The sequence below is a fragment of the Rhodococcus sp. P4_F3_2 genome, assembly GCF_056401335.1.
The window spans coordinates 112,676-135,746 of record NZ_JBFUJN010000011.1 but is presented as its reverse complement, the minus strand read 5'-3'; the positions used below and the strand labels follow the sequence as shown (position 1 = coordinate 135,746).

22 protein-coding genes are annotated in these 23,071 nt (G+C 61.7%); 10 read left to right on the top strand and 12 right to left on the bottom strand.

The genetic code is table 11. From position 1 onward, the window contains the following. Window positions 1-26: 26 nt before the first annotated feature. From AC1DWA_RS13850 to AC1DWA_RS13835, 4 genes are all read left to right on the top strand, one after another. A complete protein-coding gene (locus tag AC1DWA_RS13850; RefSeq protein ID WP_046378998.1) occupies window positions 27-887 on the top strand; it encodes an SDR family oxidoreductase in 861 nt (286 codons plus the stop codon). Next, window positions 887-2,680, top strand: a complete 1,794-nt coding sequence (locus tag AC1DWA_RS13845; RefSeq protein ID WP_046378999.1) for a DEAD/DEAH box helicase family protein — start codon at window positions 887-889, stop codon at window positions 2,678-2,680. The genes AC1DWA_RS13850 and AC1DWA_RS13845 overlap by 1 nt, the downstream gene beginning before the upstream one ends. 255 nt (window positions 2,681-2,935) lie before the next feature. Further along, a complete protein-coding gene (locus AC1DWA_RS13840; protein WP_041815139.1) occupies window positions 2,936-3,412 on the top strand; it encodes a nitroreductase/quinone reductase family protein in 477 nt (158 codons plus the stop codon). Between the two features lie 57 nt (window positions 3,413-3,469). Further along, window positions 3,470-4,249, top strand: a complete 780-nt coding sequence (locus tag AC1DWA_RS13835; RefSeq protein WP_046379000.1) for a DUF427 domain-containing protein — start codon at window positions 3,470-3,472, stop codon at window positions 4,247-4,249. 48 nt (window positions 4,250-4,297) lie between these two features. Here the strand turns inward: AC1DWA_RS13835 and AC1DWA_RS13830 are convergent, their stop codons facing one another. Continuing rightward, entirely contained in the window at window positions 4,298-5,530 is a 1,233-nt protein-coding gene (locus AC1DWA_RS13830) for an MFS transporter (RefSeq protein WP_041815142.1), read from the bottom strand. A 72-nt stretch (window positions 5,531-5,602) separates the two neighbouring features. Between AC1DWA_RS13830 and AC1DWA_RS13825 the strand changes: the two genes are divergently transcribed. Continuing rightward, window positions 5,603-6,478, top strand: a complete 876-nt coding sequence (locus AC1DWA_RS13825; RefSeq protein ID WP_019744779.1) for a LysR family transcriptional regulator — start codon at window positions 5,603-5,605, stop codon at window positions 6,476-6,478. On the opposite strand, the gene AC1DWA_RS13820 is transcribed toward AC1DWA_RS13825, so the two are convergent. From AC1DWA_RS13820 to cobF, 4 genes are all read right to left on the bottom strand, one after another. Continuing rightward, window positions 6,471-7,337, bottom strand: a complete 867-nt coding sequence (locus AC1DWA_RS13820; RefSeq protein ID WP_019744780.1) for an Fpg/Nei family DNA glycosylase — start codon at window positions 7,335-7,337, stop codon at window positions 6,471-6,473. The genes AC1DWA_RS13825 and AC1DWA_RS13820 overlap by 8 nt on opposite strands. Before the next feature lie 40 nt (window positions 7,338-7,377). Continuing rightward, window positions 7,378-8,553 (bottom strand): GGDEF domain-containing protein, encoded by a 1,176-nt coding sequence (locus tag AC1DWA_RS13815; RefSeq protein WP_046379002.1) that lies wholly within the window; start codon window positions 8,551-8,553, stop codon window positions 7,378-7,380. A 43-nt stretch (window positions 8,554-8,596) separates the two neighbouring features. Beyond that, the gene (locus tag AC1DWA_RS13810; protein WP_257209767.1) at window positions 8,597-9,763 is read right to left on the bottom strand and encodes a GGDEF domain-containing protein; all 1,167 of its coding nucleotides are present in this window, start codon (window positions 9,761-9,763) and stop codon (window positions 8,597-8,599) included. Window positions 9,764-9,838: 75 nt separating this feature from the next. Then, window positions 9,839-10,567 carry a precorrin-6A synthase (deacetylating) gene (gene cobF / locus AC1DWA_RS13805; protein ID WP_477916718.1) on the bottom strand — a complete coding sequence of 243 codons (729 nt, stop codon included), beginning with the start codon at window positions 10,565-10,567 and terminating at the stop codon, window positions 9,839-9,841. A 47-nt stretch (window positions 10,568-10,614) separates the two neighbouring features. Between cobF and AC1DWA_RS13800 the strand changes: the two genes are divergently transcribed. From AC1DWA_RS13800 to AC1DWA_RS13780, 5 genes are all read left to right on the top strand, one after another. Next, window positions 10,615-11,415: a thymidylate synthase gene (locus tag AC1DWA_RS13800; RefSeq protein ID WP_477916716.1), complete on the top strand. Its 801-nt coding sequence runs from the start codon at window positions 10,615-10,617 to the stop codon at window positions 11,413-11,415. 2 nt (window positions 11,416-11,417) lie between these two features. Then, window positions 11,418-11,909: a dihydrofolate reductase gene (locus AC1DWA_RS13795; RefSeq protein ID WP_019744784.1), complete on the top strand. Its 492-nt coding sequence runs from the start codon at window positions 11,418-11,420 to the stop codon at window positions 11,907-11,909. An 84-nt stretch (window positions 11,910-11,993) separates the two neighbouring features. Further along, window positions 11,994-12,326, top strand: coding sequence for a cupin domain-containing protein (locus tag AC1DWA_RS13790; RefSeq protein ID WP_003946336.1), 333 nt, complete (start codon window positions 11,994-11,996; stop codon window positions 12,324-12,326). A gap of 19 nt (window positions 12,327-12,345) precedes the next feature. Further along, complete coding sequence (locus AC1DWA_RS13785; protein WP_046379004.1) at window positions 12,346-13,041, top strand: hypothetical protein; 696 nt, start codon at window positions 12,346-12,348, stop codon at window positions 13,039-13,041. Window positions 13,042-13,068: 27 nt separating this feature from the next. Further along, a complete protein-coding gene (locus AC1DWA_RS13780; protein WP_021332279.1) occupies window positions 13,069-14,760 on the top strand; it encodes a sensor histidine kinase in 1,692 nt (563 codons plus the stop codon). Between the two features lie 2 nt (window positions 14,761-14,762). Here AC1DWA_RS13780 and AC1DWA_RS13775 read toward each other — a convergent pair whose 3' ends face one another. The 7 genes from AC1DWA_RS13775 to cycA form a co-directional block, all read right to left on the bottom strand. Then, window positions 14,763-15,401, bottom strand: a complete 639-nt coding sequence (locus tag AC1DWA_RS13775; RefSeq protein WP_019744786.1) for a response regulator — start codon at window positions 15,399-15,401, stop codon at window positions 14,763-14,765. A 76-nt stretch (window positions 15,402-15,477) separates the two neighbouring features. After that, complete coding sequence (locus AC1DWA_RS13770) at window positions 15,478-16,371, bottom strand: universal stress protein (protein WP_477846265.1); 894 nt, start codon at window positions 16,369-16,371, stop codon at window positions 15,478-15,480. A 376-nt stretch (window positions 16,372-16,747) separates the two neighbouring features. Then, window positions 16,748-17,788 carry an LLM class F420-dependent oxidoreductase gene (locus AC1DWA_RS13765; protein ID WP_007727670.1) on the bottom strand — a complete coding sequence of 347 codons (1,041 nt, stop codon included), beginning with the start codon at window positions 17,786-17,788 and terminating at the stop codon, window positions 16,748-16,750. A gap of 175 nt (window positions 17,789-17,963) precedes the next feature. Next, window positions 17,964-18,857, bottom strand: a complete 894-nt coding sequence (locus AC1DWA_RS13760) for a universal stress protein (protein WP_020970378.1) — start codon at window positions 18,855-18,857, stop codon at window positions 17,964-17,966. 141 nt (window positions 18,858-18,998) lie between these two features. Continuing rightward, window positions 18,999-20,504: a glutamate-cysteine ligase family protein gene (locus tag AC1DWA_RS13755; protein WP_477846264.1), complete on the bottom strand. Its 1,506-nt coding sequence runs from the start codon at window positions 20,502-20,504 to the stop codon at window positions 18,999-19,001. Between the two features lie 125 nt (window positions 20,505-20,629). After that, on the bottom strand, window positions 20,630-21,400 hold the full coding sequence (locus tag AC1DWA_RS13750) for a M23 family metallopeptidase (protein WP_003946431.1): 771 nt from the start codon (window positions 21,398-21,400) through the stop codon (window positions 20,630-20,632). Window positions 21,401-21,522: 122 nt separating this feature from the next. Continuing rightward, window positions 21,523-22,986, bottom strand: coding sequence for a D-serine/D-alanine/glycine transporter (gene cycA / locus AC1DWA_RS13745; RefSeq protein WP_019744791.1), 1,464 nt, complete (start codon window positions 22,984-22,986; stop codon window positions 21,523-21,525). Window positions 22,987-23,071 lie beyond the last annotated feature (85 nt).

Sequence of the window (23,071 nt, the reverse complement as noted above, 5' to 3'; positions counted from 1 at the left end):
TGCACACCGACCGAAGGAGGGGCACCATGTCCGTAGATTCACGGTCAGCGAGGATCGCCGTCACCGGCGCTACCGGTCATATCGGCGGACTGGTGGCCCGGTCGTTGGCCGACGCCGGTGTCCCGCAGCGGCTGATCGCGCGTTCGGTCAACCGATTACCGCAGCTCCCCGGTGCCGATTCGGCCGAGACCACGTACGGGGATCAGGAGAGCGCTCTCGCGGCTCTGGCCGGAATCGACACCCTCTTCATGGTCTCGGCGGCCGAAAGCGCAGATCGTCTGGATCAGCACCGCACCTTCATCGACGCCGCAGCGGAGGCCGGGGTCAGGCACATCGTCTACACGTCTTTCCTCGGTGCCGCTCCGGACGCGACGTTCACGCTCGCTCGCGATCACTGGGTCACCGAGGAACATATCCGCGCTTCCGGACTCGCATTCACCTTCCTGCGCGACAGCTTCTACCTCGATTTCCTACCCGCTCTCGCCGGTGAAGACGGTGTGATCCGCGGCCCCGCAGGTGACGGTCTTGTCGGCGCGGTAGCGCGGTCCGACATTGCTGCCGTCGCTGTGTCGGTTCTGCAGGATCTGGATTCTCATGTCGGACAGACGTACAACCTGACCGGACGCGAGGCACTGACGCTCTCCGAGGCCGCGAGCATCATCACCGAGGTCACCGGCAAGCGGACCACGTACGTCGAGGAAACGCTCGAGGAAGCCTACGAGTCGCGGGCGTCGTACAACGCACCCGATTGGGAGCTCGATGCTTGGGTGTCGACGTACACCGCAATCGCGCAGGGTGAATTGGCGATGATCACGAGCACCGTGGAGGACCTTGTCGGCCGGCCTGCGCTCACGCTGCGTGAATTCCTCACAGCAGAAACCGCCTGATGCCACCACGCAAAGCAACCACGGCACGCAAGGCTGCCGCAAAGAAGGCTGCACCGAAGAAGGCTGCTCCCAAGAAGAGTGCAACCAAAAAGACCGCCGCAAAGAAGACTGTCGCAAAGAAACGATCACGCGCTGTGATGCCCGACGTTCCGACAGCTGCTCCGGGCGAACGAGTCTGGCTTCTCGACGTACCCTTTCGGACGCCGGCGCCTGGTGCGCAGTTCGTCAAGAAATGGAAGAGCTACGCGTGGGTCGGCACGGAGTTGCCTGTAGAACTCGCTCCGTTCAAGGCACTCCCCTTCTCATATCAGCAGTGGGTCGAGGACGACATCAATGACAGCACCGGCGAACGCCCGGTTGCTGCACCCAAAATTCCTCGGCCCGAGCAGGTTTCGGGGGCTGCGGCCGTCGTCGACGCTGCTCGGGCCGGCAAACGCGGATTTCTGTTGGCAGACAATGCCGGCCTGGGTAAGACGCTGATCGCAGTGATGTCGGCCAAGACGATTGCCGAGGAACGCGGCGAAACCAACATCCTCGTCCTCGTCGATCGACCCGCACAGATCACCATTCCGCATTGGCGCTATTCCATCGCATCGGTGGGCGACGGCGGATTCCGCTGGCTGATCATGTCGCCTGACCAATTGAAGAAGCTGATCGCGCGAAACGGCCGTCCCAAGTACACCTTCGGTGTGGTGATCGCGGACGAGGCCCAGCTGTACAGCAACGACACACAGCGCACAGCTGCCTTCGAGAAGGTTGCGCGCTTTTCCAATTCACACGAGCAAGCGCCGTTCGTCCTGTCCGTGACAGCAACACCGGGACATACGCCGGCAGATCAGCGTTACCTGGCGCCGCTTTTTGCGCAGCTGCATTCAGAACCTTCGGAGTACTGGTCCGACCTGGGTGCCAGGCTTGTCGAGTCCGGCCTTCCGCTGGACAAGTCCTACGGGAAGTGGACGTGGAGCGCAGAGGCGAAGGAATCAGCGACCCTGCAATCCCAGGCGCTCGAGACCGTGCGTGGATGGATGTCGAACAGCAAACCGCCCTTGATGATTCATCGACCGACTCCGTGGGGACCCGTTCCGCTCGACGGTATGCCGATCGACCTCACCCATGCCCAGCGCGCCGAGTACGAGACCGAGTGGGCCGAGTACGCCTACGAAATGGGATTGGCCCGCAAGAGCCGCAACATCGCGCGGGGCCGTGCGCTTGTTCTGCGCTATCGACAGAAGGCGGGCATGATCCGCGCCGAATCGACGGCCCAGTGGGCGCAGGCGCAGGTCAAGGCAGGCAAACAGGTGTTGGTGGCCGTCGAATTCGTCTCCACGGCAGGCGATCCATTGGTCGAGATGATCGAAGACTCCGGGATCTCGGTCGCAAAGCTGTTCGGCGCGGTGCCGGACAAGGAGGGTCAACGTCTGCGGTTTCAACGCGGGGATGCACCGGTCATCGTCTTCAATGTCACGACCTCGATCTCGCTCCACGCCAACGAAGCACTCCCCGACGGCACTCACGCGTCCTCGTTGCCACGGACGGGAATCTTTCATCAACCGCGATACTCAGGGATTGCGGCAGAACAGACATTCGGTCGGTCACACCGCGACTACCAGACGTGTCCATGGGTCATACCCTTCGGCGTGGGCACCAAGGAAGAGGACGTCGCCACGGTCATGTTGCGCAATCTCAATTCGGTTACAGGTCTGAAAGGTGGTGATCGATCCGGTCTGCGGTCGCTGTCCGAACTGCTCGGCGTCGAGTGGCTAGAGCCCGATGTCTTGACCACGGAGGCTTGACCTCGGAGTCTTGACCTCGGAGTCTTGACCTCGGCGGCTTGACCACGGAGGCTTGACCTTCCAATGGCCATCCAACGCGCGCACACGAACGGTTTCGGAGGTATGCCCCAATTCCGCTCCACCAAAACCGAATTCGGCTGACCGCTTCATTCCTTTCGGGACCTTGGGACTCAGGTATCTGTGACCTGACGTGGCAGACTCTTTCGAGTCGAGGTGCACCAGCCTCGAAACAGTGCCGAGAAACCGAGGGGTCCTATGCGCAATATCTACCGGTCATTGATGCGCAATGTCGGCCATACACAATGGTTCTCGGATCTCGGCAAGGATCTGGTTCCGCTCGATCGAGCAGTGCAGAGAGCGTCGGGCGGCAAGCTCTCACTCGTCGGCGAGAACACCGTGACCCAGCTACTGCTCACCACCACTGGCCGCAAGACCGGCCGTTCTCGCACTACGCCACTTCTGTACGCACCCGACGGCGATGCGTTTGTCGTCGTCGGATCCAACTGGGGGCAGGATACGCATCCAGCGTGGACACTCAATTTGATGGCAAATCCCACCGCAATCGTGACAGTGAAGGGCGTCGAAATACCGGTAGGTGCGAGTCTGGCGGAGGGCGCCACGCGTAAGAAGCTGTGGAAGCTCGCGACCACCACGTGGCCACCGTACGAAACCTATGCCGATCGAGCATTCGGGCGCCAGATCCGCGTATTTCGACTCCAACCTGTCAAATAGCTGCTGCCGGGCGCAGGATGGGAAGGACCACCCTGCCGATCTCAGGAGCATTCGCGAATGTCCACAGCACTGACTCACGCAGAAGACACACAGATCACAGCATCCAACGGGCGGATCGCACTGGAGCCGAACCCCCGCCGCATTCGAGCATTCTTCGCTGGTCACGCCGTCGCGGACACCACTCGTTCGGTGTACCTTTTCGAACGCGGCCGCCTGCCGATGTACTACATCCCTCGCGCGGACGTTCGCACCGAATTCCTCGTCCCGACGTCGACGACCACCCATTGCCCATGGAAAGGTGACGCCACCTATTGGACGATCGAGATCGGGGATCGCCGGGCCGAGGACGCCGTCTGGTCCTACCCTGAACAGTTCGACGGTTCCCTGGACCTGAGTGAGTACGTCGCGTTCTACTGGGATCGCATGGACGCCTGGTACGAGGAGGATCAACAGGTCTTTGTCCACGCCCGCGATCCATACGTACGTATCGACGCACTCCCCTCGTCCCGACACGTCCAGGTTTTTGTCGGCGACGTACTGGTCGCCGAGACGACACGACCCAGACTGCTGTTCGAAACCGGACTGCCCACGCGGTACTACATTCCGAGAATCGACGTTCGCAGCGAGTACTTTGTGCCGTCCCCGACCACCACGGCCTGCCCGTACAAGGGCACTGCGTCGTATCTGTCCTTCACCGGCACAACCGAACTCGCACCGATCGCGGATCTGGCGTGGTTCTATCCGTTCACCACCGCCGAAGCGTCCGGGATCGACAACCACGTGTCGTTCTATCCCGAACGCGTCGGCAAGATCTTGGTGGACGGTACCGAAATCTGACAGGCGCCGAAATCTGACAGGTGCGGGGATCCGAGAAGGTACGGGTGCCTATCCCACCGAGACAAGGGATTCCGGGATTCGCAGTTCAGCCTTTTCCAGCCGGCGATCGTGCATCCACACCAACGCCGTTGCAACGGAGAAGACCAACCCGGCGATGCATACTCCGTTCCAGCCGTACGACTTCCACACCATCGACCCCACAGCCGAGCCCACGGCGGCACCCACGAAGTAGGTGGTCATGTACACCGAGTTCACACGCGAACGCGCTTCGGGGACAAGGGCGTAGATCACGTTCTGGTTGCTGACGTGCACTCCCTGCAGCGCGAGGTCGGCAAGAACGATGGCAACAAGAAACCACACTATATGCGTGGCACCGGAGGCAAAGGGAAGCCACGACACCAACAGAATCGCGATAGCTCCGCCCGTCGCCACCTGACCCAGTCCCCGATCGGCCAGTCTGCCCGCCACGGTCGCCATCAACGCTCCCGCCACGCCGAGTAGTCCGACCAGGCCGATTTGAGTATCGCTGTAGCCGAATTCGCCGGAGAGAAGAAAGGCCATTGTCGTGAAGACTGTGCTGACGGCAGCAAAAGCCAGCCCGCCCATGGCCGATCGAGTTCTCAGGCGCGGCAAGGTCGCAGCCAACTTCCCTACCGACGCGAGCGTCGCCCCGTAGCTTGCCTTCGGTCGATCGGCGGAATCGGAAGGCAGAGATCGCCACAGTGCCACGGCCATCACCACCATCAGAACTGCCGCAACCTTGTAGACCGTCGACCAACCTCCCAGTCCGGAGAGCACGCCGGCAACACTGCGCGCCAACAGGATTCCGATCAGCAGTCCGCTCATGATCGTTCCGACCACCTGACCGGACCTCTCAGGTTCGGCCAGTGAGGCGGCAAACGGAATCAGCACCTGGGCAGCAACCGAAAAGACCCCTGCCACTGCGATTCCCACGGCAAGCGTGGCAAAGTTGGGCGCAAATCCGCTGACCGCTTGACCCGTCGCCGCCAGCAGCATGAGCCCTACCGTCAGCTTGCGTCGGTCGACCATGTCGCCTACCGGAACCAGAAGTATCAATCCGAGTGCATACGCGACCTGTGCAATGGTCACCGTCGCGGCCGCTGCGGAGGCCGAGACGTTCAAGTGATCCGAAATGGAATCGAGAAGTGGCTGATTGAAGTAGTTACCGCCCGCGCACAGACCCGTCGCTGCAGCCATCAGCAGCACTATCGGTAGTCCGAGCCTCGGACGCGCGTCGCTTGAAATCATGTCGTCAAGCATGACCGCCCACACCGACGTGCGTCCAATAGATAGATATGCATGATCTATCTCCAGAAGCGATAGATTGGTGCAATGGAACTACGTCACATCCGCTACGCCCTGGCAGTCGCGGAAGACAGACACTTCAGCCGTGCTGCCGCGCGGTTGCACGTTTCACAGTCCGCGTTGAGTGCCCAGATCAGAGACCTCGAAAAGGAACTGGGAGTCGAATTGTTCAACCGCAACAGTCGAAACGTCGGCCTGACTGCTGCCGGGGAGGTTTTTGTCGCCCGCTCCCGTGAGGTGCTCGGCGCCGTGTCGAGACTGGTCAGTGATGTCTCGGCACGGAGCAACGAGCAAGTGCGGCTGACGGTCGGCACCATCACCTCGGCGGGGCGCGTCGACGTCGGCCGTGCGCTGGCAGATCTCACACGCCGCCACCCTGCAATCAACATCACCGCGCGACCGTACGGCAGTGAAGTAGTTATCGAAGGAGTCCGGTCCGGCGCAATCGACGTCGGCATCGTCGGATTGGCCGCAGGCCGCTTACCCAAGAGCTTTGCCGCCGCACCGTTGTGGAGTGAACCCACCGCAGCGTTTGTTGCTCCCGACCATCCCTTTGCCCAGGCCTCGTCGATCAGACTCGAAGACCTACGGGATCACACTCTCGTGGACTTCGCCTCCGGCAGCGAGGCCCGTGTCCAAACCGACCAAGCCTTCGCCGAATCACAGGTCCCACGCGGAAAAACGCTCGAAGCCAACTCGGTGGACCTGATCTGTTCACTGACCGCCAACGGCCTGGGTGTCGGTTTGCTCCCCCAGTCCATGAGCGCCCTACATCCCGAACTGGTCTGTATTCCGATCACCGATGCCCCGCATCGGATCGTCCACGCAATTACCGAACCCACCCATTCGTCGGCGCTCGCCCGCGAATTCGTCGAACTACTCGCGGCGCAGTTCGCTACTTGAGCAGTTTCGACATTCGCCTGTCCGCCAACGGCTTACCGCCTGTCTGGCACGTCGCACAGTATTGAAAAGAACGCTCCGCGAACGACACCTCGCGTACGACGTCACCGCACACGGGACAGGGAAGTCCGGTGCGAGCATGTACTCGCATCCCCGAGCGTTTCTCACCTTTGAGCCGCGCCGCGTCCTGACCTTCCGAACGCTCGATCGCGTCGGCCAGCGTGGACCGCATCACGGCATACAGCGTCGAAATCTGCTCCGGCGTCAGCCTCGACGAGGTCGCGAAGGGCGATAGTTTCGCGGTATGGAGGATCTCGTCCGAGTAGGCGTTCCCGATGCCGGCGATCAGCGACTGATCGACTATCGAGTTCTTGATCCGCGCCGACGTCCCGCCCAGAATCTCTGCGAACTCAGCTTCTGTCACAGCCATCGCGTCCGGCCCCAACCGGGCGATGCCCGGAACCTCCTGCGGATCGTTCACCACCCACACGGCGAGACGTTTCTTGGTGCCGGCTTCGGTGAGATCGAATGCCGGCGTCAACCCTTCAGGTGTGAAGAAATGAACGCGCAGCGCCAACGGCCCCTTCCCCGGCTTCGGCGGCGTTGGCGACGGATTATCGAGCCACCGCATCCAACCGGCACGGGAGAGATGCGTGACCAACCACAACCCGTCGCAATCCAGAGCCAGATGTTTCCCGAAGCGGGCGGCGCCCGTGACGTCACGCCCTTGCAAAGCCGTGATCGGCGGATCGAAGGTCTTGAGCACACTCAATGCAGCGATATCGACGCGTCCCACTACTGCGCCGACCGCGTGCTGACGAAGGAACCCTGCCAGCGCTTCCACCTCGGGTAGTTCAGGCATGGCATCAGACTAACGCCGACCACGGACACTCACCGTGTGCTCAGTCCGTTTCGGTCAGCAGAACCACCGAGTGTCCACCGCGCGCCTTCGCTGCGTACATCGCGCGATCTGCACGTCGCAGCAAAGTGGGATAAGCGATGAGTGCATCGTCCGGCGATTCGAAAGGACCTGCGACCTTCGCGATTCCGACGCTCAGGGCCACCTCGGAATGGCCGGGAGCAGTGACCGTTGATCGCTGAAGTTCTTGTTCGAGTCGATCGACCGAGCGTTGATCGCCCGAATCGACGATGATGAACTCGTCACCGCCGATCCGTGCGATCAAGGCCGCCGGGCCGGCGCATTCGACCAGTCTCGATCCGACCTTCTCGATCACAGCGTCCCCGACTGTGTGCCCGTACTCGTCGTTGATGGTCTTGAATCGATCGATGTCGACAGCGGCGACAACGACAAGCGCCGAATTCGCGTACGACCGCTCCAGTAACAGTCGCACCTCGTCGGCCAGTCCCCTCCGGTTGAGAAGTCCGGTCAGTGGGTCCAACTGCGAATTCAACGCATCGGTGCCGAGAATGGAGAAGATGAACTGACAGGCAAAGGGGATCACGTAGATCGCCGCGCCGACGAGAACTGTCAAAGCGACCAGAACCGGAACATCCGAATAGTTCTCGACAACGGAAATGCGCGTCACAATGCCGATGACTACGACGAATACCCACAACATGTGCAGGCTCTGTATTCGAGCATTGTGGAAGAACGCGATGTATCCACCGATCACCGAGAACATCACGGCATGTGCCAGTGCCGCAAGTGGATTGGAATACAACAGCATTGCGGCCGCTATTCCCACTTCCGAATAGAGCACAAAGGCGTATGACCAGGAACGGGAGAGGTTGCGCCTCGTCGAGAGGGCGACAGCCATCATCACGGTCATGACGATGATGACTGCGTTCGCGGTGCGCGCGTGCGGAGTGGTCGGTCCCTGTGGACTGAAGCGAGTCAAGAACATGATCACGGTGACCAGCACCAACGAGCAGACGACAAGAAACCGCGAGGCGACAGTCAACCCTTTGTCTGCGAGATAGCGATTGAAGGTGTCGAATTGGTCCGGACGCCGATACCAATCGACAAGTTGAGAAGAGATCAGCCGGAATGCGGGACCGGAGAGCGTTCGTTGAGACGCGACGGCATCCGAACGCTCCACACCCTCGGCAGATTCCATAGGGTCAGGGTAATCCAGTCAACTCCCCGCAATCAGACAATTCTCACTGTTTGCCGTCCCACATCACAACTCGATCGCCGCCGGCGGCCTTCGCGCGGTACATCGAGGCGTCTGCTACTCGAAACAGTTCCGTCAACTCCTCGTCGGAAATGATCGAAGACCATTCGGCAGAGGTGATCGCGACTCCGACGCTGGTCGTCACCGCCGGATCACGATCGTCGATTCGCAGGTGCCTTCGCAGATTGTCCTCGAATGCGGGCGCTGCACCGACGTCGATCGTGTCCACCAAGACGAACTCGTCCCCACCGAATCTGGCGAAGAGCGCCTTCTCACCGCCGCACCACCGCAGTCGATCAGCAATCTGACGAAGTACGAGATCGCCTTCTTCGTGCCCCCGCGAGTCGTTGACGCTCTTGAACGAATCGACATCGACGATCGCGACGACATACGACGACTTGCTCGACGCATGCCCCGTTGCCCCCATTTCGACAACAGCTCGCTGCAGCCCGCGCCGATTCAGAAGGCCGGTCAACGGATCCACATCCGAACTGTCCGCGTCGGAGCCGAGAAGTGAGAGGACGAACTGGCAGGCGAACGGGATGACCACGATCCCGGTGGCGATGATCAGACACAGTGCGGTGGCCAACGCAGGATCCGCGTAGACCGCGACCTTTCGGCCGACCACTGCCAGAACCACGATGGACAGGGCGATGTGAATCGCCTGGAGTCTCGCGTTGTGAAAATACGCGATGTAACCACCGATCAGTATCAAGAGCACGCACTGGATCAACCCGATGAAGGGGTCGTGGTTCAAGAACACACCGACAAATACGCCGACCTCGCAGTAGGCGACAAAAAAGTACGACCACCGACGCGTGATTTCGGGCAGAAGGCAGAAGAGCACGATCACCGCGACCGTGACTCCGATGATGACGGCGTTGACGACGCTGGTGACGTGGTTGTGCACGCCCGCGTCGCTGAAGCGCAGCAGAGTCATCGCAACGATGACCGTCGTCAGGGAACCGATGACCAGCAATCGGACGGCTAGCTCCAGGCCCTTCGTGGCGAGGTATCGATTGAAACTGTCGAATTGATCAGGACGCCGATACCACTGAACGAGAAGGTCGAAAGCCGACTTCACAGCTGATTTTTCACGGCCACGCGGCGCGGGCAGAATCGACTGCAGTCGGTCCTGTCCGAACGATGTCATGCGCAGATCATAGGTGCGCAGACCGTCGTTCGGGATCAAGAGCGCAGGATCGAGGCCGCAAATCCACGGTCGGTGTCAGCGCCGAACGAGGTACGTGTCCATGATCCAACCGTGCTTCTCGCGCAGCTCCGCCCGGCGCGCGACGATCCGATCTTCGACGTCGCGCAGGTTGCCGGAAATCAACTCCTCGTCCGCGGTTCCGAGGTATGCCCCCCACCAGATTTCGGCATGGTCTTCGGCCACCTGAGTGAAAGTGCAATGCGCGTCGAGCATGACGACGGCGTTGTCCACGCCGTCGGGCAATCCCTCGGCCAGTTTGCGGCCGGTCGTGATGTGGATGGATTCGCCGATTCGGTTGAGGACGATTCGGTGCTGTGCAGCCAACGACTGCACGCTGGTGATTCCCGGGATGACGGAGTAGTCGAACGTCACTCTCCCGCGAGCGAGCACGCGCTCGACGATCCGCAGAGTGCTGTCGTAGAGGGAGGGGTCACCCCAGACGAGAATCGCTCCGACGCCAGGTTCGGCCGCGAATTCCGCTTCGAATTTCGCGGCCCGACGCTCGTGCCAGTCCTCGACAACCCCCTCGTAATCGGTCGGGGTTCGGTCCCGCGGCGGGTCCGTGATCTCGACCACCTTGTAGTCGAGGTGAACATGCTCGTCGAGGATGCCGGTTCGCAAGTCGACCAGAGCCTGCTTCTCGTCACCCTTTCCGATGATGAAGAACGTATCGGCCCTGTTCATAGCCTTGATCGCCTGAACCGTCACCTGGTCGGGATCACCCGCACCGATACCGATCACCAAGAGGGTTAATAAAGGCGCACGGCAAGGCAGGCCCTAGACTGATTCCCGTGACTGTCTCCACTGCTTACGAAGACCTCCTCCGGCTCGTCATGGAGACGGGTACCGCCAAATCCGATCGAACCGGAACCGGCACCCGCAGCATCTTCGGTCACCAGATGCGTTTCGATCTTGCCGACGGCTTTCCGCTCGTCACCACCAAGAAGGTCCACCTCAAGTCGATCGTCAACGAGCTCCTGTGGTTCCTGCGCGGCGACTCCAATGTGGCGTGGCTGCACGAGCACGGCGTCTCCATCTGGGACGAGTGGGCCGACGAGAACGGCGAACTCGGCCCCGTCTACGGCGTCCAGTGGCGTAGCTGGCCCACCCCTTCGGGCGAGCACATCGACCAGATCACGCAGACCGTCGAGACCCTGCGCTCCAACCCCGATTCGCGGCGAATCATCGTCTCGGCGTGGAACGTCGCCGACATTCCACAGATGGCTCTGGCTCCATGCCACGCGTTCTTCCAGTTCTACGTCGCCGACGGCAAGCTCTCCTGCCAGCTGTACCAGCGCAGCGCCGACATGTTCCTCGGCGTTCCGTTCAACATCGCCAGCTACGCGCTGCTCACCCACATGATGGCCCAGCAGGCCGGACTCGACGTCGGCGAGTTCGTCTGGACCGGCGGTGACTGCCACATCTACGACAACCACGTCGACCAGGTCACCGAGCAGCTCGGTCGCGAGCCCCTTCCGTTGCCGACCCTGAAGCTGAACAAMCGCGACTCCATTTTCGACTACACCTTCGAGGACGTCGAGATCGTCGATTATCAGCACCACCCCGCGATCAAAGCACCGGTAGCGGTCTGACGATGACCGATCGCACAGTCACCCTCATCTGGGCGCAGGCCCACGACGGCGTCATCGGCGTCGACAACACGATCCCGTGGCGCGTGTCCGAGGACATGGCTTACTTCAAACGCGTCACCATGGGACATCCGGTGATCATGGGACGGCGCACCTGGGACTCCATTCCACTGAAGTTCCGGCCGTTCAGCGGGCGTCGGAACATCGTCGTCACGCGCGATCCGCAATGGCAAGCCGAAGGCGCCGAGGTAGTCCACAGGCTGGACGACGCCTTGGCGTTGCCGGACGGTGACGTATTCGTCGTCGGAGGCGGGCAAATTTATTCGGCTGCACTGCCATTCGCGACGCATCTCCTGGTGACCGAGGTCGACCTCGACATCGCCGGTGATGCCTTTGCTCCCGAGATCGGCCCCGAATGGAACCTGAAGTCCGACGAGCCCTGGCAGACCTCGGAGAAGAGCGGGCTGCGCTTCCGCTGGCTGGAATACACGCGCTGACCGACTTCCGCCGATAACGAGGCACCTCGCGAGTGAGTCGGTCATACTCCAAGAACGACATTCACCGCTTCCGAGAGGTCTTCGATGGACAAGAAGTCACTGACCGCTCTCGCTCGTCAACAGTTGAAACTGGCGGGCTCGGCGACCAGCGGTCGCAGTTCACAAACCGTCTACGGCGGCCACCAGCGCAGCCTGCGACAGACGGTGATCGCCCTGAGCGCCGGCAAGAGCCTCGCCGAACACGACAGTCCGGGCGAAGCCACACTGTTGGTCCTGAGCGGGAAGCTGAATCTTGTGTGTGGGAGCGACCAGTGGAAAGGATCCACCGGTGATTTCCTCACCGTGCCGGCCGACCGCCACAGCGTCGAAGCGCTCGAAGACGTTGCATTTCTGCTCACCGTCGCTATGAAGGGTTGAAGTCGGTACCGTCTTCCGGGTGAGCGAAACCGTGATCGAAGTGTCCATCGTCGCAGCCCCGTCCGTTTTGTGGCCCGCCCTGCGCGACCCGTCGCTGATTCGTCGTTGGTTCGGCTGGGAGTACGACGGTCTCGACGACGAAATCGCCCAGATCTACTCCACCGCTGAGGCCGATCCCGAGGCACTGACGCTGAAACTCGGAAACGGTGACCGCTTCTCACTTCTCGAACAAGACGGCAAGACGGTCGTCCGCATCGATCGGCCGGCCAAATCTGCCGACGACGACTGGTACGACGACATCACCGAGGGATGGACGACGTTCCTCCAGTTGCTCAGATTCGCAGTGGAGCGCCACGGACTCGCTGAGCGAAGAACCATCTATCTCGACGGCCTGCTGCTCCCTGGCGAGAATGCGGCAACCGTCCTCGGGCTCACCGAAATCGAATTGGAAGCGGGAAGTCGATACGCGGCGACAATCACTCCCGGCGACTATTTCGAAGGCGTCGTCGACTACGTCACCGATCACCAATTCGGGTTGACAGTCGAAGATCTCGGCCCTGGTCTACTCTCTGTCGCGACCCAGTCGGTGACTCCGCAGCGCCCAGACGGAGGCATGTCCATCCTGCTGACCACCTACGACCTGAGCGATGACGAGTTCGACGAAATCAAGCATCACTGGTCGTCGTGGTGGGAAGGTCGCCGTCAGGAGGGCTGACGTCCCGCGAGGCGATATGCTTCGACCATGGTCGAAGCATCGGGTCACAGTCCGGCACGCACGTTCGGCGAGTTGCTCGATCGCCTGGGCGATTCCAATGCAGACATACCGACACTCCACCGTCTGCTCGAGGCGGTCCTGGTGGTCGGTTCAGGTCTGGATCTCGACCTGACACTCCAACGGATCATCACCTCTGCGACAACGGTTCTGGATTGCCGCTACGGCGCCCTGGGGGTTGCGGCGCCGGGGGGCGGGCTCTCGGAATTCGTGTACGAGGGAATCTCCGGGTCCCAACGCGCGACCATGGGGCATTTCCCCGAAGGTCATGGCGTTCTGGGTGTTCTGATGAATCACCCGCAGACTTTGCGTGTGGCGCATCTCGGCGACCATCCCGAATCGGTGGGATTCCCCGCGAATCATCCACCGATGGAGAGCTTCCTCGGGGCGCCGATCATGATGCGAGGAAAGGTGTTCGGAAGCATCTACCTGACTGAGAAGCGCGGAAAAGCCGAGTTCACCCAAGAAGACGAGGTCATTCTCGAGGCCCTCGCCATCGCAGCCGGCATCGCTGTGGAAAATGCTCGACTGTTCGAGCAGTCACGAACTCGTGAAAGATGGCTCACCGCAACATCTGCCATTCGCTCGCGGTTGCTGGCCGGTGACTCGCTCGAGGACGGCCTGCAACTTCTTGCCAGTCGCGTTCGGGACCTGACCGGCGTCGACGACGTGATCGTGGTGATCTGCGAGAACGGGTACGCACAGGTTCACGCTGCAGCCAGCGCCAGAACCACGTCACGTGGAGTCAGAATTCCAGCGACGACCTATCCGTTCGACGTGGTGCGGAGCACTCGAAAGCTACAGGTACTCACCACTTTAGGTGCACTCACCGAACTGGTGCCGTCGGCCGGAAGTGCGGTCGTGGCACCGATGTGCGTCGCCTCCGGTGTAGTCGGCGCGGTCATCGTGGCGTCGAACTCGACCAACACGCACTGGGATCACGACGAACTGACCCGAATCGAGTCGATGGCCGAACTCGGCTCCGTTGCAATCGAGTTCGACGAGAAACAAAAGGCGCAACGCCTGTTGTCGGTTCTCGCCGACCGCGACCGCATCGCACGAGACCTGCACGACAACGTCATCCAGCGACTGTTCGCGAGCGGAATGAGCCTGCAGAGCACGCTTCCGGACGAGACCCTCCCGGAGTCGGCGCGCGCGATTGTCAAACGATCCCTCGAACAACTCGACAAGACAGTCCGCGAGATTCGGACAACCATCTTCGATCTGCAGACTCCCACAGCCACCGATTCGTCGAGCCTGCGCCGACGCCTCCTCGATGTCATCGGCGACGCCACCGCACAGTCCGCCGTGACCCCCAGCGTCCAATTCTCCGGCGCCATCGACACTCTGGTGAATCCCGGGATCCACCAGCACGCCGAAGCTGTGCTGCGTGAGGGGCTGAGCAACGTCCTTCGGCATGCACACGCACACCACATCACCATCGCAGTCACCGCGGACGTCGAATTTGCGATCACGATCGAAGACGACGGCGTCGGACTCCCCTCCGACTTCCACAAGAGTGGACTTCACAATCTCGAGCGCCGTGCCGAACATTGCGGCGGTACGTGCACGATCGTCAACCACGATCCGAGCGGTGCACGCCTGCTCTGGCGAGTACCGCTCGGGCGCACCAACTCGAATCGACCGAAGTCCGGTCGGTAGACCTACCGACTGCCGCTGCGGATTTCGGTGGCCAGCACCGCAGCCTGAGTACGACGCTGCATGCCCAGCTTCGAGAGCAGACGCGTCACGTAGTTCTTGACTGTCTTCTCCGCGAGGAACAATCGCGCGCCGATCTCCCGGTTGGTGAGTCCCTCTCCGATGAGGTCGAAGACTGCTCGCTCCTGATCGGAAAGTTCGGCCAACGGATCAGCGGTGCGGTCGCTACGGATCCGCTGCATCAGCGCCTCCGTCGCCCGACTGTCGAGCAGTGAACCGCCGCGCCCGACTGTGCGGACCGCAGCGACCAGATCGGTTCCGAGAATCTGTTTGAGGACAAATCCCGAGGCGCCCGCCATGATCGCGTCGAGTAGTGCCTCGTCGTCCGCGTACGACGTGAGCATCAGGCAGCGCAGGTTGGGCAGCATCGAGCGCAGTTCGCGGCACAGTTCGACGCCGTTGCCGTCCGGCAGCCGTACGTCCAGAACCGCGACGTCGGCATTGCTCTGCGGTACCGCAGCCAATGCTTCTCCCACGGATGCGGCCTCACCCACCACCACGAAGTCTTCGACCCCGCCGAGTAGGTCGAACAATCCGCGTCTGACGATCTCGTGATCGTCGACCAGGAATATCCGCGTTGTCATCGAACCCCTCCAAAAGACATCTCACGTCGAACGGTACCGGAGATGGTGGACTCAAAAGTCATTGAATGCATTCTCTTCACTTGTTGACGTGCCGGACGATGAGAACCGGGCAATCCGCAGTATGGAGCAGTGCCCGACTGGTCGATCCGAGGAGCATTCCCGCGAATCCGCCGCGCCCACGGCTGCCGACGACGAGCAATTGCGCCGTCTCCGCGTATTCGCTCAGCACTCGGACCGGACGGTCACGCGCGACGACTCTCTCGACGACGACGTCCGGGTAGCGCTCGGTGAAACCAGCCAATTGCTCGGCAAGGACAACTTCCTCACCTGTCTGGATGCTGCTCCACAGTGGATCGTCGGGGGTGGCGCCCAGGGAGGGCTGCACGCTCACATCGCTCCACACGTTGACGGCGATCAACGTTGCACCCCGAGCGGATGCCTGTTCGAAAGCATGCTCGACTGCCTCGATGCTGCTTTCGGATCCATCGACGCCGACGACGACAGGACCTTCGGTCGGCGGTCGACCATCGAGGGTCCGGCCCCGGACTACCGCCACCGGAGATTCGCCGTGCGAGACGACCGACACCGTCGCGGAACCGACGACCAATCCGGTGAATTCACCATGCCCGCGGGGCCCGAGCGCAATGACGTACGCGCCCTTGGACAATTCGATCAGGCGATCGGAGACGCTGCCGTCGAGTAGTTCGGTGACGATCTGGAGGTCGTCGTCGATGCTTTGCCGCGCGAGGATCTGCGCGCTGTCCAGACGAGCGGTGGCAGTACGGCGAAGTTCGTCCTTGAAGCTCTCGGCGAGGTACGGCTCGGAGTAGTAGAAAGCGGGGATGTGCACCACCGTCGCAATGTGCAGCGGACGACCGAGCGCCACCGCCGTTCGAGCGGCCCAGACGACAGCCGACGACGCCGATTCCGAGCCGTCCACTGCCACGACTACGGGTTTGGTTGCACTCATGTTCGTCCCTCCACGATCGACCAGAGAATCTCTTCGCCCTCACACTATTGCCCAATGACGGCAAAAAGGATTCATCAGCCGACGCGAGTCCCGAATCGGACATTCGGAGTTCGGGTGGACTGCGGCAACGGCCCCGCCAACATCCCTTTCGGGCGTCAACGAGGCCACCGGTGCCGGATTCGCACGCAAACCCTGGCTACTCGATCCACGTTAGGCGAAGAACCCGACCGGTCAGAAGTGAAAAAAGTCCCATATGAAAGCGCCGAAAATCGGGTTTCGTGCGCAAGAGATCCCGAATCACCCGATCTGCTGTGCGCCTTTATTAACCCCCCCCCCCCCCCCCCCCCCCCCCCCCCCCCCCCCCCCCACGGCAGGGTCAGTCACAAATCTTGCGGAACTTCTCGATCAGCTGAACACGGCCGTTGCGATCGGCCGCCAACGGCGTGACGTTGAGCGTCGTGACGCCGGCTTCGGCGAAGGCTGCGACGCGTTCCTTGACGTAGCTCTCGGGACCGATCAACGACACGGCGCGAACCAACTCGTCCGGGACCGCTGCTGCGGCCTCGTCCTTCTTGCCCGCGAGGTAGAGATCCTGAATCTTCTCGGCGGCCTCTTCGTAGCCGTATCGCACCGCGAGGTCGTTGTAGAAGTTCTTGCCCTTGGCGCCCATACCGCCGATGTAGAGCGCAAGGCTCGGGCGTACCCAGTCGAGCATGTGGTCGACGTCGTCACCGATGGCCAGGGCCGGCGACGCGTACACCTGAAGCTCGCCGAGGCTCGGATCGCGCTTGGCCTTGCCCTTCGCAATCGGCTCGCCCCATACGCTTGCTGCCTTCTCCGGATGGAAGAAGATGGGTTCCCAGCCTTCGGCGATCTCAGCCGTCAGCTCGACGTTCTTGGGTCCGAGCGAAGCGATCAGGATCGGGATGCGCTCACGCACAGGATGATTGATCAGCTTGAGCGGCTTACCCAGTCCGGTGCCCTTCTCGGCGGGGAGCGGAACCTGGTAGTACTTGCCCTGGTATTCGACCTTCTCGCGGCGCCACACCTGACGGCAGATCTCGACGACCTCACGCGTGCGTCCCAACGGAGCGTCGTACTTGACGCCGTGGAATCCCTCGATCACCTGCGGTCCGGAAGCACCCAGGCCCATAACGAAGCGACCGTTGGAGACGAAGTCCAGGCCCGCTGCCGTCATGGCGGTCAACGAGGGCGTACGGGTGTAGATCTGGAAGATTCCCGAAGCGAGTTCGATGGTGGACGTCTTGGCCGCCAGGTAACCGAGCTGGCTGACCGCGTCGAAGGAATACGCTTCCGGAACGAAGGCGATGTCCAGGCCCGCCTTCTCCAGGTCACCGACCTCTTCGACGGTTTCGGCGAACCCGCCGCTGTAGTTCAAACCCATACCGATACGCACGTTGTAACCCCAATCCAGACGATTGCCGCCGTGTGCGACGCGCACACAGCCTTGGTACTCCCATCGAACACTTAACTCACATCGAACACTACGGAACATGAGTCCGCATTCATGTGACTACCCCGTTCGTATTCGATGACCGAAACGAACGGGGTAGCGGGAGAACCTGGAGAGGTCAGGATTCTTCGGGGCGAACCACCATGACGGGGCACTTGGCCGAAGCGATCAGGGTATTGCTGGTCGAGCCGAGGAGCATGCCACGGAATCCGCCACGGCCACGGCTGCCGACTACAACAAGCTGCGCCTTTGCCGACCAGTCCAGCAGCCGTCCTCGTGGGTTGTCGAGGTATACCTCGCGCCGGACCTTCACGTCCGGGTACTGCTCGGACCAACCGGCCAAGCTCTCGCTGAGTACGGCGTGCTCTTCCTCTTCGAGAGACTGCGGGGCAAGCGCAGCTGCCCTCGGGTCTTCGAATGCCGCGCTGCCGAGGTCACTCCACACGTGCAGCGCCACCAACTCGGCACCGCGGAACGCTGCTTCCTCGAATGCCGCGCCCACTGCTTGCGCGCTGAGCGCACTGCCGTCGACGCCGACCACGACGGGTCCCTCCGAAGGCACTGCGCCGTCGCGGTCCCGCACGACGATGACCGGGCACTTGCCGTGACTGGCAACACCGACCGCTGTATTGCCGAGAACTGCCGTCGCCGCCTTGCCTGAAGCGGACGCTCCGACAACGACCCGCCTGGCCTGCGCCGAACTCTCGATCAACCACTGAGTTGCGCTGCCGATGGCGATTTCGGTGTGAACTTCGAGTTTCGGATCGATCTCACGGGCGAATTGTTCCGCCTCTGCCAAGATCGCTTTTCCCGCCTCTTCGACCCATTCGTACACCCCACCCGCGTCGACGTACGGTCCGCCGAAACCGTAAGGCGCGAAGTCGAGAGCGTGGATGATGTCGAGTCGCAATTCGCGCTGGGCGGCGATTTTCGCGGCCTCGCGGAGCGCAGTGGACGCAGTGTCCGAACCCTCGACTCCGACAACAACACTGTTATGTTCGCGTGAACTCATGTGCCCACCTTCCTGAAGAAGTAACCGAGCCACTTTCACTCTAACCATCCCACTTGTCCGGCTTTTTTGGGGTCGCCCCCTCTTCATTTCGGGGACTTAGGTCCCCGAAACTGTTGACGGATAGGAGAATTAGCAGAGCAATCAGGACCAGGTGTGAACGGGATCTCCCGCCCGCATGTTCTCGACGTAACCGCGGAGCATTCCGGTGAGCGCAGTCGAGCGGTCCGCGCCCGAGGCCTCCGCGCGCGCCACGTGCTCTCTTTGCCAGGCGGCACCGGTCTGCCGATTCAGGCACCGCCCCTCGATGACGCCGAGATACCGATCGCGGGCCGCGGCGGACAACCCGAAGTCCGCCAAACCCTCGTCCGCCAACGGCAGCAGCCTTCGCAGGACCAACTCGTCGGCACCGACCCAACCGATCTCCGGCCAGTACAAAGTTGCGTCGAGTCCGTACTTGGCGCCGATGTGCAGGTTCTCTTCTGCCGCATGGAACGACATGTGCGACCACAGTGGCCGCTCCGCGTTCACCAGCGCCCGAACTGTGCCGTAATAGAAGGCCGCATTGGCCATGATGTCGACGACAGTCGGTCCGGCCGGCAGCACTCGATTCTCGATACGCAAGTGCGGCTTGCCATCCGAGCAGTCGTACACCGGACGATTCCAGCGATAGACCGTGCCGTTGTGCATCTGAAGCTCGCTCAACTCCGGACCCCCACCCGCCGCGAGCACTTCCAGTGGATCGATGTCCGACACGTCAGGCAGCAGGGCCGGGAAGTACCGTGAATTCTCTTCGAACAAGTCGAGCACTGAGTGGATCCACCGCTCACCGAACCACACCCGCGGCCGCACACCTTGGTTCTTCAGCTCGAAAGTTCTTGTGTCCGTGGCCTGCTCGAAGATCGGGATGCGCGATTCGTGCCAGAGTGCCTTGCCTGCCAGGAAAGGAGAATTAGCCGCCAACGCCACCTGTACGCCGGCCAGACACTGCGCGGCATTCCAATGCGCGGCAAACTCTTCCGGCGCAACGCGGAGATGCAACTGCATGGACGTACATGCCGCCTCCGGGACTACCGAATTGGTATCGGCCCGAAGAATTTCCACGTCGCTGCCAGGTAGCGCGACACCTTCGACGTCGAGTTCGATGTCCTCGCCTCGAGCGGTGAAAATTTGCTCGTTGAGCAATTCGTAGCGCGGGTTCGCGGTGATCCACTCTCGATCGAGATGCTCGAGTTGCAGGGTCGGCAGCATCCCGATCATCACCATCTCGGCGTCGTGCGCATGGATTCGCGCGTCTGCGACGTCGAGGGAGGCGCGCAGTTTCTTTTCCAATTCGAAAGTTGCATCACCGGTGAGTGGGCCGGGTTCAACGTTCATCTCGACGTTGAACTGTCCGAGCTCGGTTTGGAAAACCGCAGCGTCGTCGATGGATTCGAGCACTTCACGGTTGGACATCGCAGGAGCCATGTCCCCGTTCACCAGGTTGAATTCGATCTCCATGCCCAGCAGCGGCGCCGGCTTGTCGACGGCGTCTCGGAAGTCACCACCGTCGAGCATCTGCTTCATGGCGTCGACGCATGACCGCACTTTCTTGCGAAAGAGCCTACGGTCCGCCCGCGTGAATTCTCGCGCCGTGACTTCTGCACCCATCGCGCATTCCCCCTTCGACGATCAACGTCACTGAAGGCTATCCGGCCGGTGTCACCGACAAACGAGAACTGCGGTGGCACCGGGAAGAATTTCCCGACGCCACCGCAGTTCTCCGAAAGTTTCTCTTACGAGTTGTCTACCCAGGTGACAGCCACGCCGCGAGCCTGCAGCCACGCTGCGGGATCGACCTTTGCGCCGTTCTCGGCAACCTCGAAGTGCAGGTGCGGGCCGGTGGACTGGCCACGGTTACCCACTGTGGCGATCTGCTGGCCAGCATTGACGCGCTGGCCGACGTTGACCTGGTAGTCGTTGACGTGGCCGTACGTGGTGACCGTGCCGTCGTCGTGCTGGACGCGGACCCAGAGGCCGAAACCTGACGCCGGGCCGGCGTCGATGACCTGGCCGTCGGCTGCGGCCAGGATCGGCGTACCGATCGGAGCCGCGATGTCGAGACCGCCGTGGTGTGCTCCCCAGCGCGAACCGAAGGTGGAGGTCAGCGTTCCGGACACCGGCTGCACGGTGCGAGCAGAGGTGCCGGGGTTGATCCCCGCGAGGAACTGCTGTGCCTGCGTGTTGAGATCGGCAGCAAAATCGGGAAGCTCGGGAATGTCGAGAGCGGGAAGTGCCGCCAATTCAGCCGGAACGACAACGCCCTCGGGGAGCAGACCCTGCGGGATTTCGATGCCGGCGATGGTCTGAGTTGCCGGCGCCGCAGCAGCGGTTCCTGCACCCATCTGGCCTGCACCGACGAGGAGTGCACCGGTAGCCGCAGCTACGACACCCGCCTTGACACCGGCACCAGGGCCAGCCGACGGGGTGCGGTGGCGGCCGCTTGCTGCCTCGGGATCGATCTCGAAGACAACATCGTCATTGCCCGTGCGGTGGTGGTTTCCCACAGTGTGTACTCCGTCAGTCGTCGGCGTGCAGCGTCCTTCTGATGAAGCCCGCTCCTCTGTCTGCCGAAGAATGTAACAGTTTGATCAAGGCGGCCGCCACCGTTACCCGATCTTGACCAAAACTATTTCTCGCCGTTCTGTCGGCTGGCGTCCAGTTCTGACTTGAATGCGTCGTATCGTGCCCGGTGAGCGGGTCGGCGACGAATGATCGCCCACGCGATTCCCAGAACCACGAACCAGATCGGTGTGACGACAAGTGCCTGCAGGGTGTCGTCCTTGGTTGTCAGCGCCCAGAGGATGAAGACGAAGAACGCGAGCACGACCCAGCACATCACGATGCCGCCGGGCATCTTGAACTTCGACGCCTCGTGCAGGTGCGGACGACGCTTCCGGTACACCATGTAGCTCGCCAGAATGATCGTCCACACGAACATGAACAGCAGCGCCGAGATGGTCGTGACGACGGTGAAGGCCTCGATCACGGAATCGCCCGAGAACAGCAGGATCAGCGACGCCAGCAAGAAGATGCAGGAGAACATCAGGGCGTTCGCGGGGACCTTGCGCGAGTTCAGCTTGCCGAGTGCCCGCGGTGCGTCGCCCTCCTGTGCAAGGCCGAACACCATGCGCGAGGTGGAGTAGATACCCGAGTTGGCCGAAGACGCAGCGGAGGTCAGCACGACGAAGTTGATGACAGATGCAGCGATGCCGAGGCCGGCGAGTGTGAACATGGCGACGAACGGACTCTTGTCTGCGCTGATTTCGCGCCACGGAGTGACCGCGATGATCACGGTCAGTGCAACGACGTAGAACAGCAGGACACGAATGGGGATGGAGTTGATGGCCTTCGGCAGGTTCTTCTCCGGGTCCTTCGCCTCGGCGGCGGTGGTGCCGACGAGCTCGATTCCCACGAAGGCGAACACGGCGATCTGGAAGCCGGCCACGAAGCCCATGAATCCGGTCGGGAACATGCCGCCGTCGTTCCAGAGGTTGTCGATACCCGAGGTGGCACCGTTCGGCGCCGTGAACCCGGAGACGACCATGACGATGCCGACGATGATAAGGCTGACGATGGCGACGATCTTGATCAGCGCGAACCAGAACTCGGTTTCACCGAAGGCGCGAACGGTCGGGAGATTGAGGAGCAGCAGCGCCGCGATCGTCAGCAAAGCAGGTATCCATGCCGCGAGACCTGGCCACCAGTATTTGAAGTATCCGGAAATCGCGATGACGTCCGCGATGCCGGTGACGATCCAGCAGAACCAGTAGGTCCAGCCGGTGAAGAATCCCGCCCAGGGGCCCAGCAGATCCGCGGCGAAGTCGGAGAACGACTTGTACGCCATGTTCGAGAGCAGCAACTCCCCCATCGCCCGCATGACGAAGAAGAGCATGAAGCCGATGATCATGTACACGAAGATCACGGAGGGCCCGGCAAGCGAGATCGTCTTGCCCGATCCCATGAACAGTCCGGTGCCGATGGCACCACCAATGGCGATCAGCTGGATATGCCGGTTGGACAGCTGACGTGAGAGGTGGGGGTCTTCGCCGGACGGCTTCGTCAGGTCTGGTGTATTCGCGTGGTCGGACACGGAGGATCCCCCTCGTCATACGGTTCATCCGGGGCATCGAAATCGTGCCCGTCGGGGGAACCTCGGAAAATGTGCTCTCTCAAAG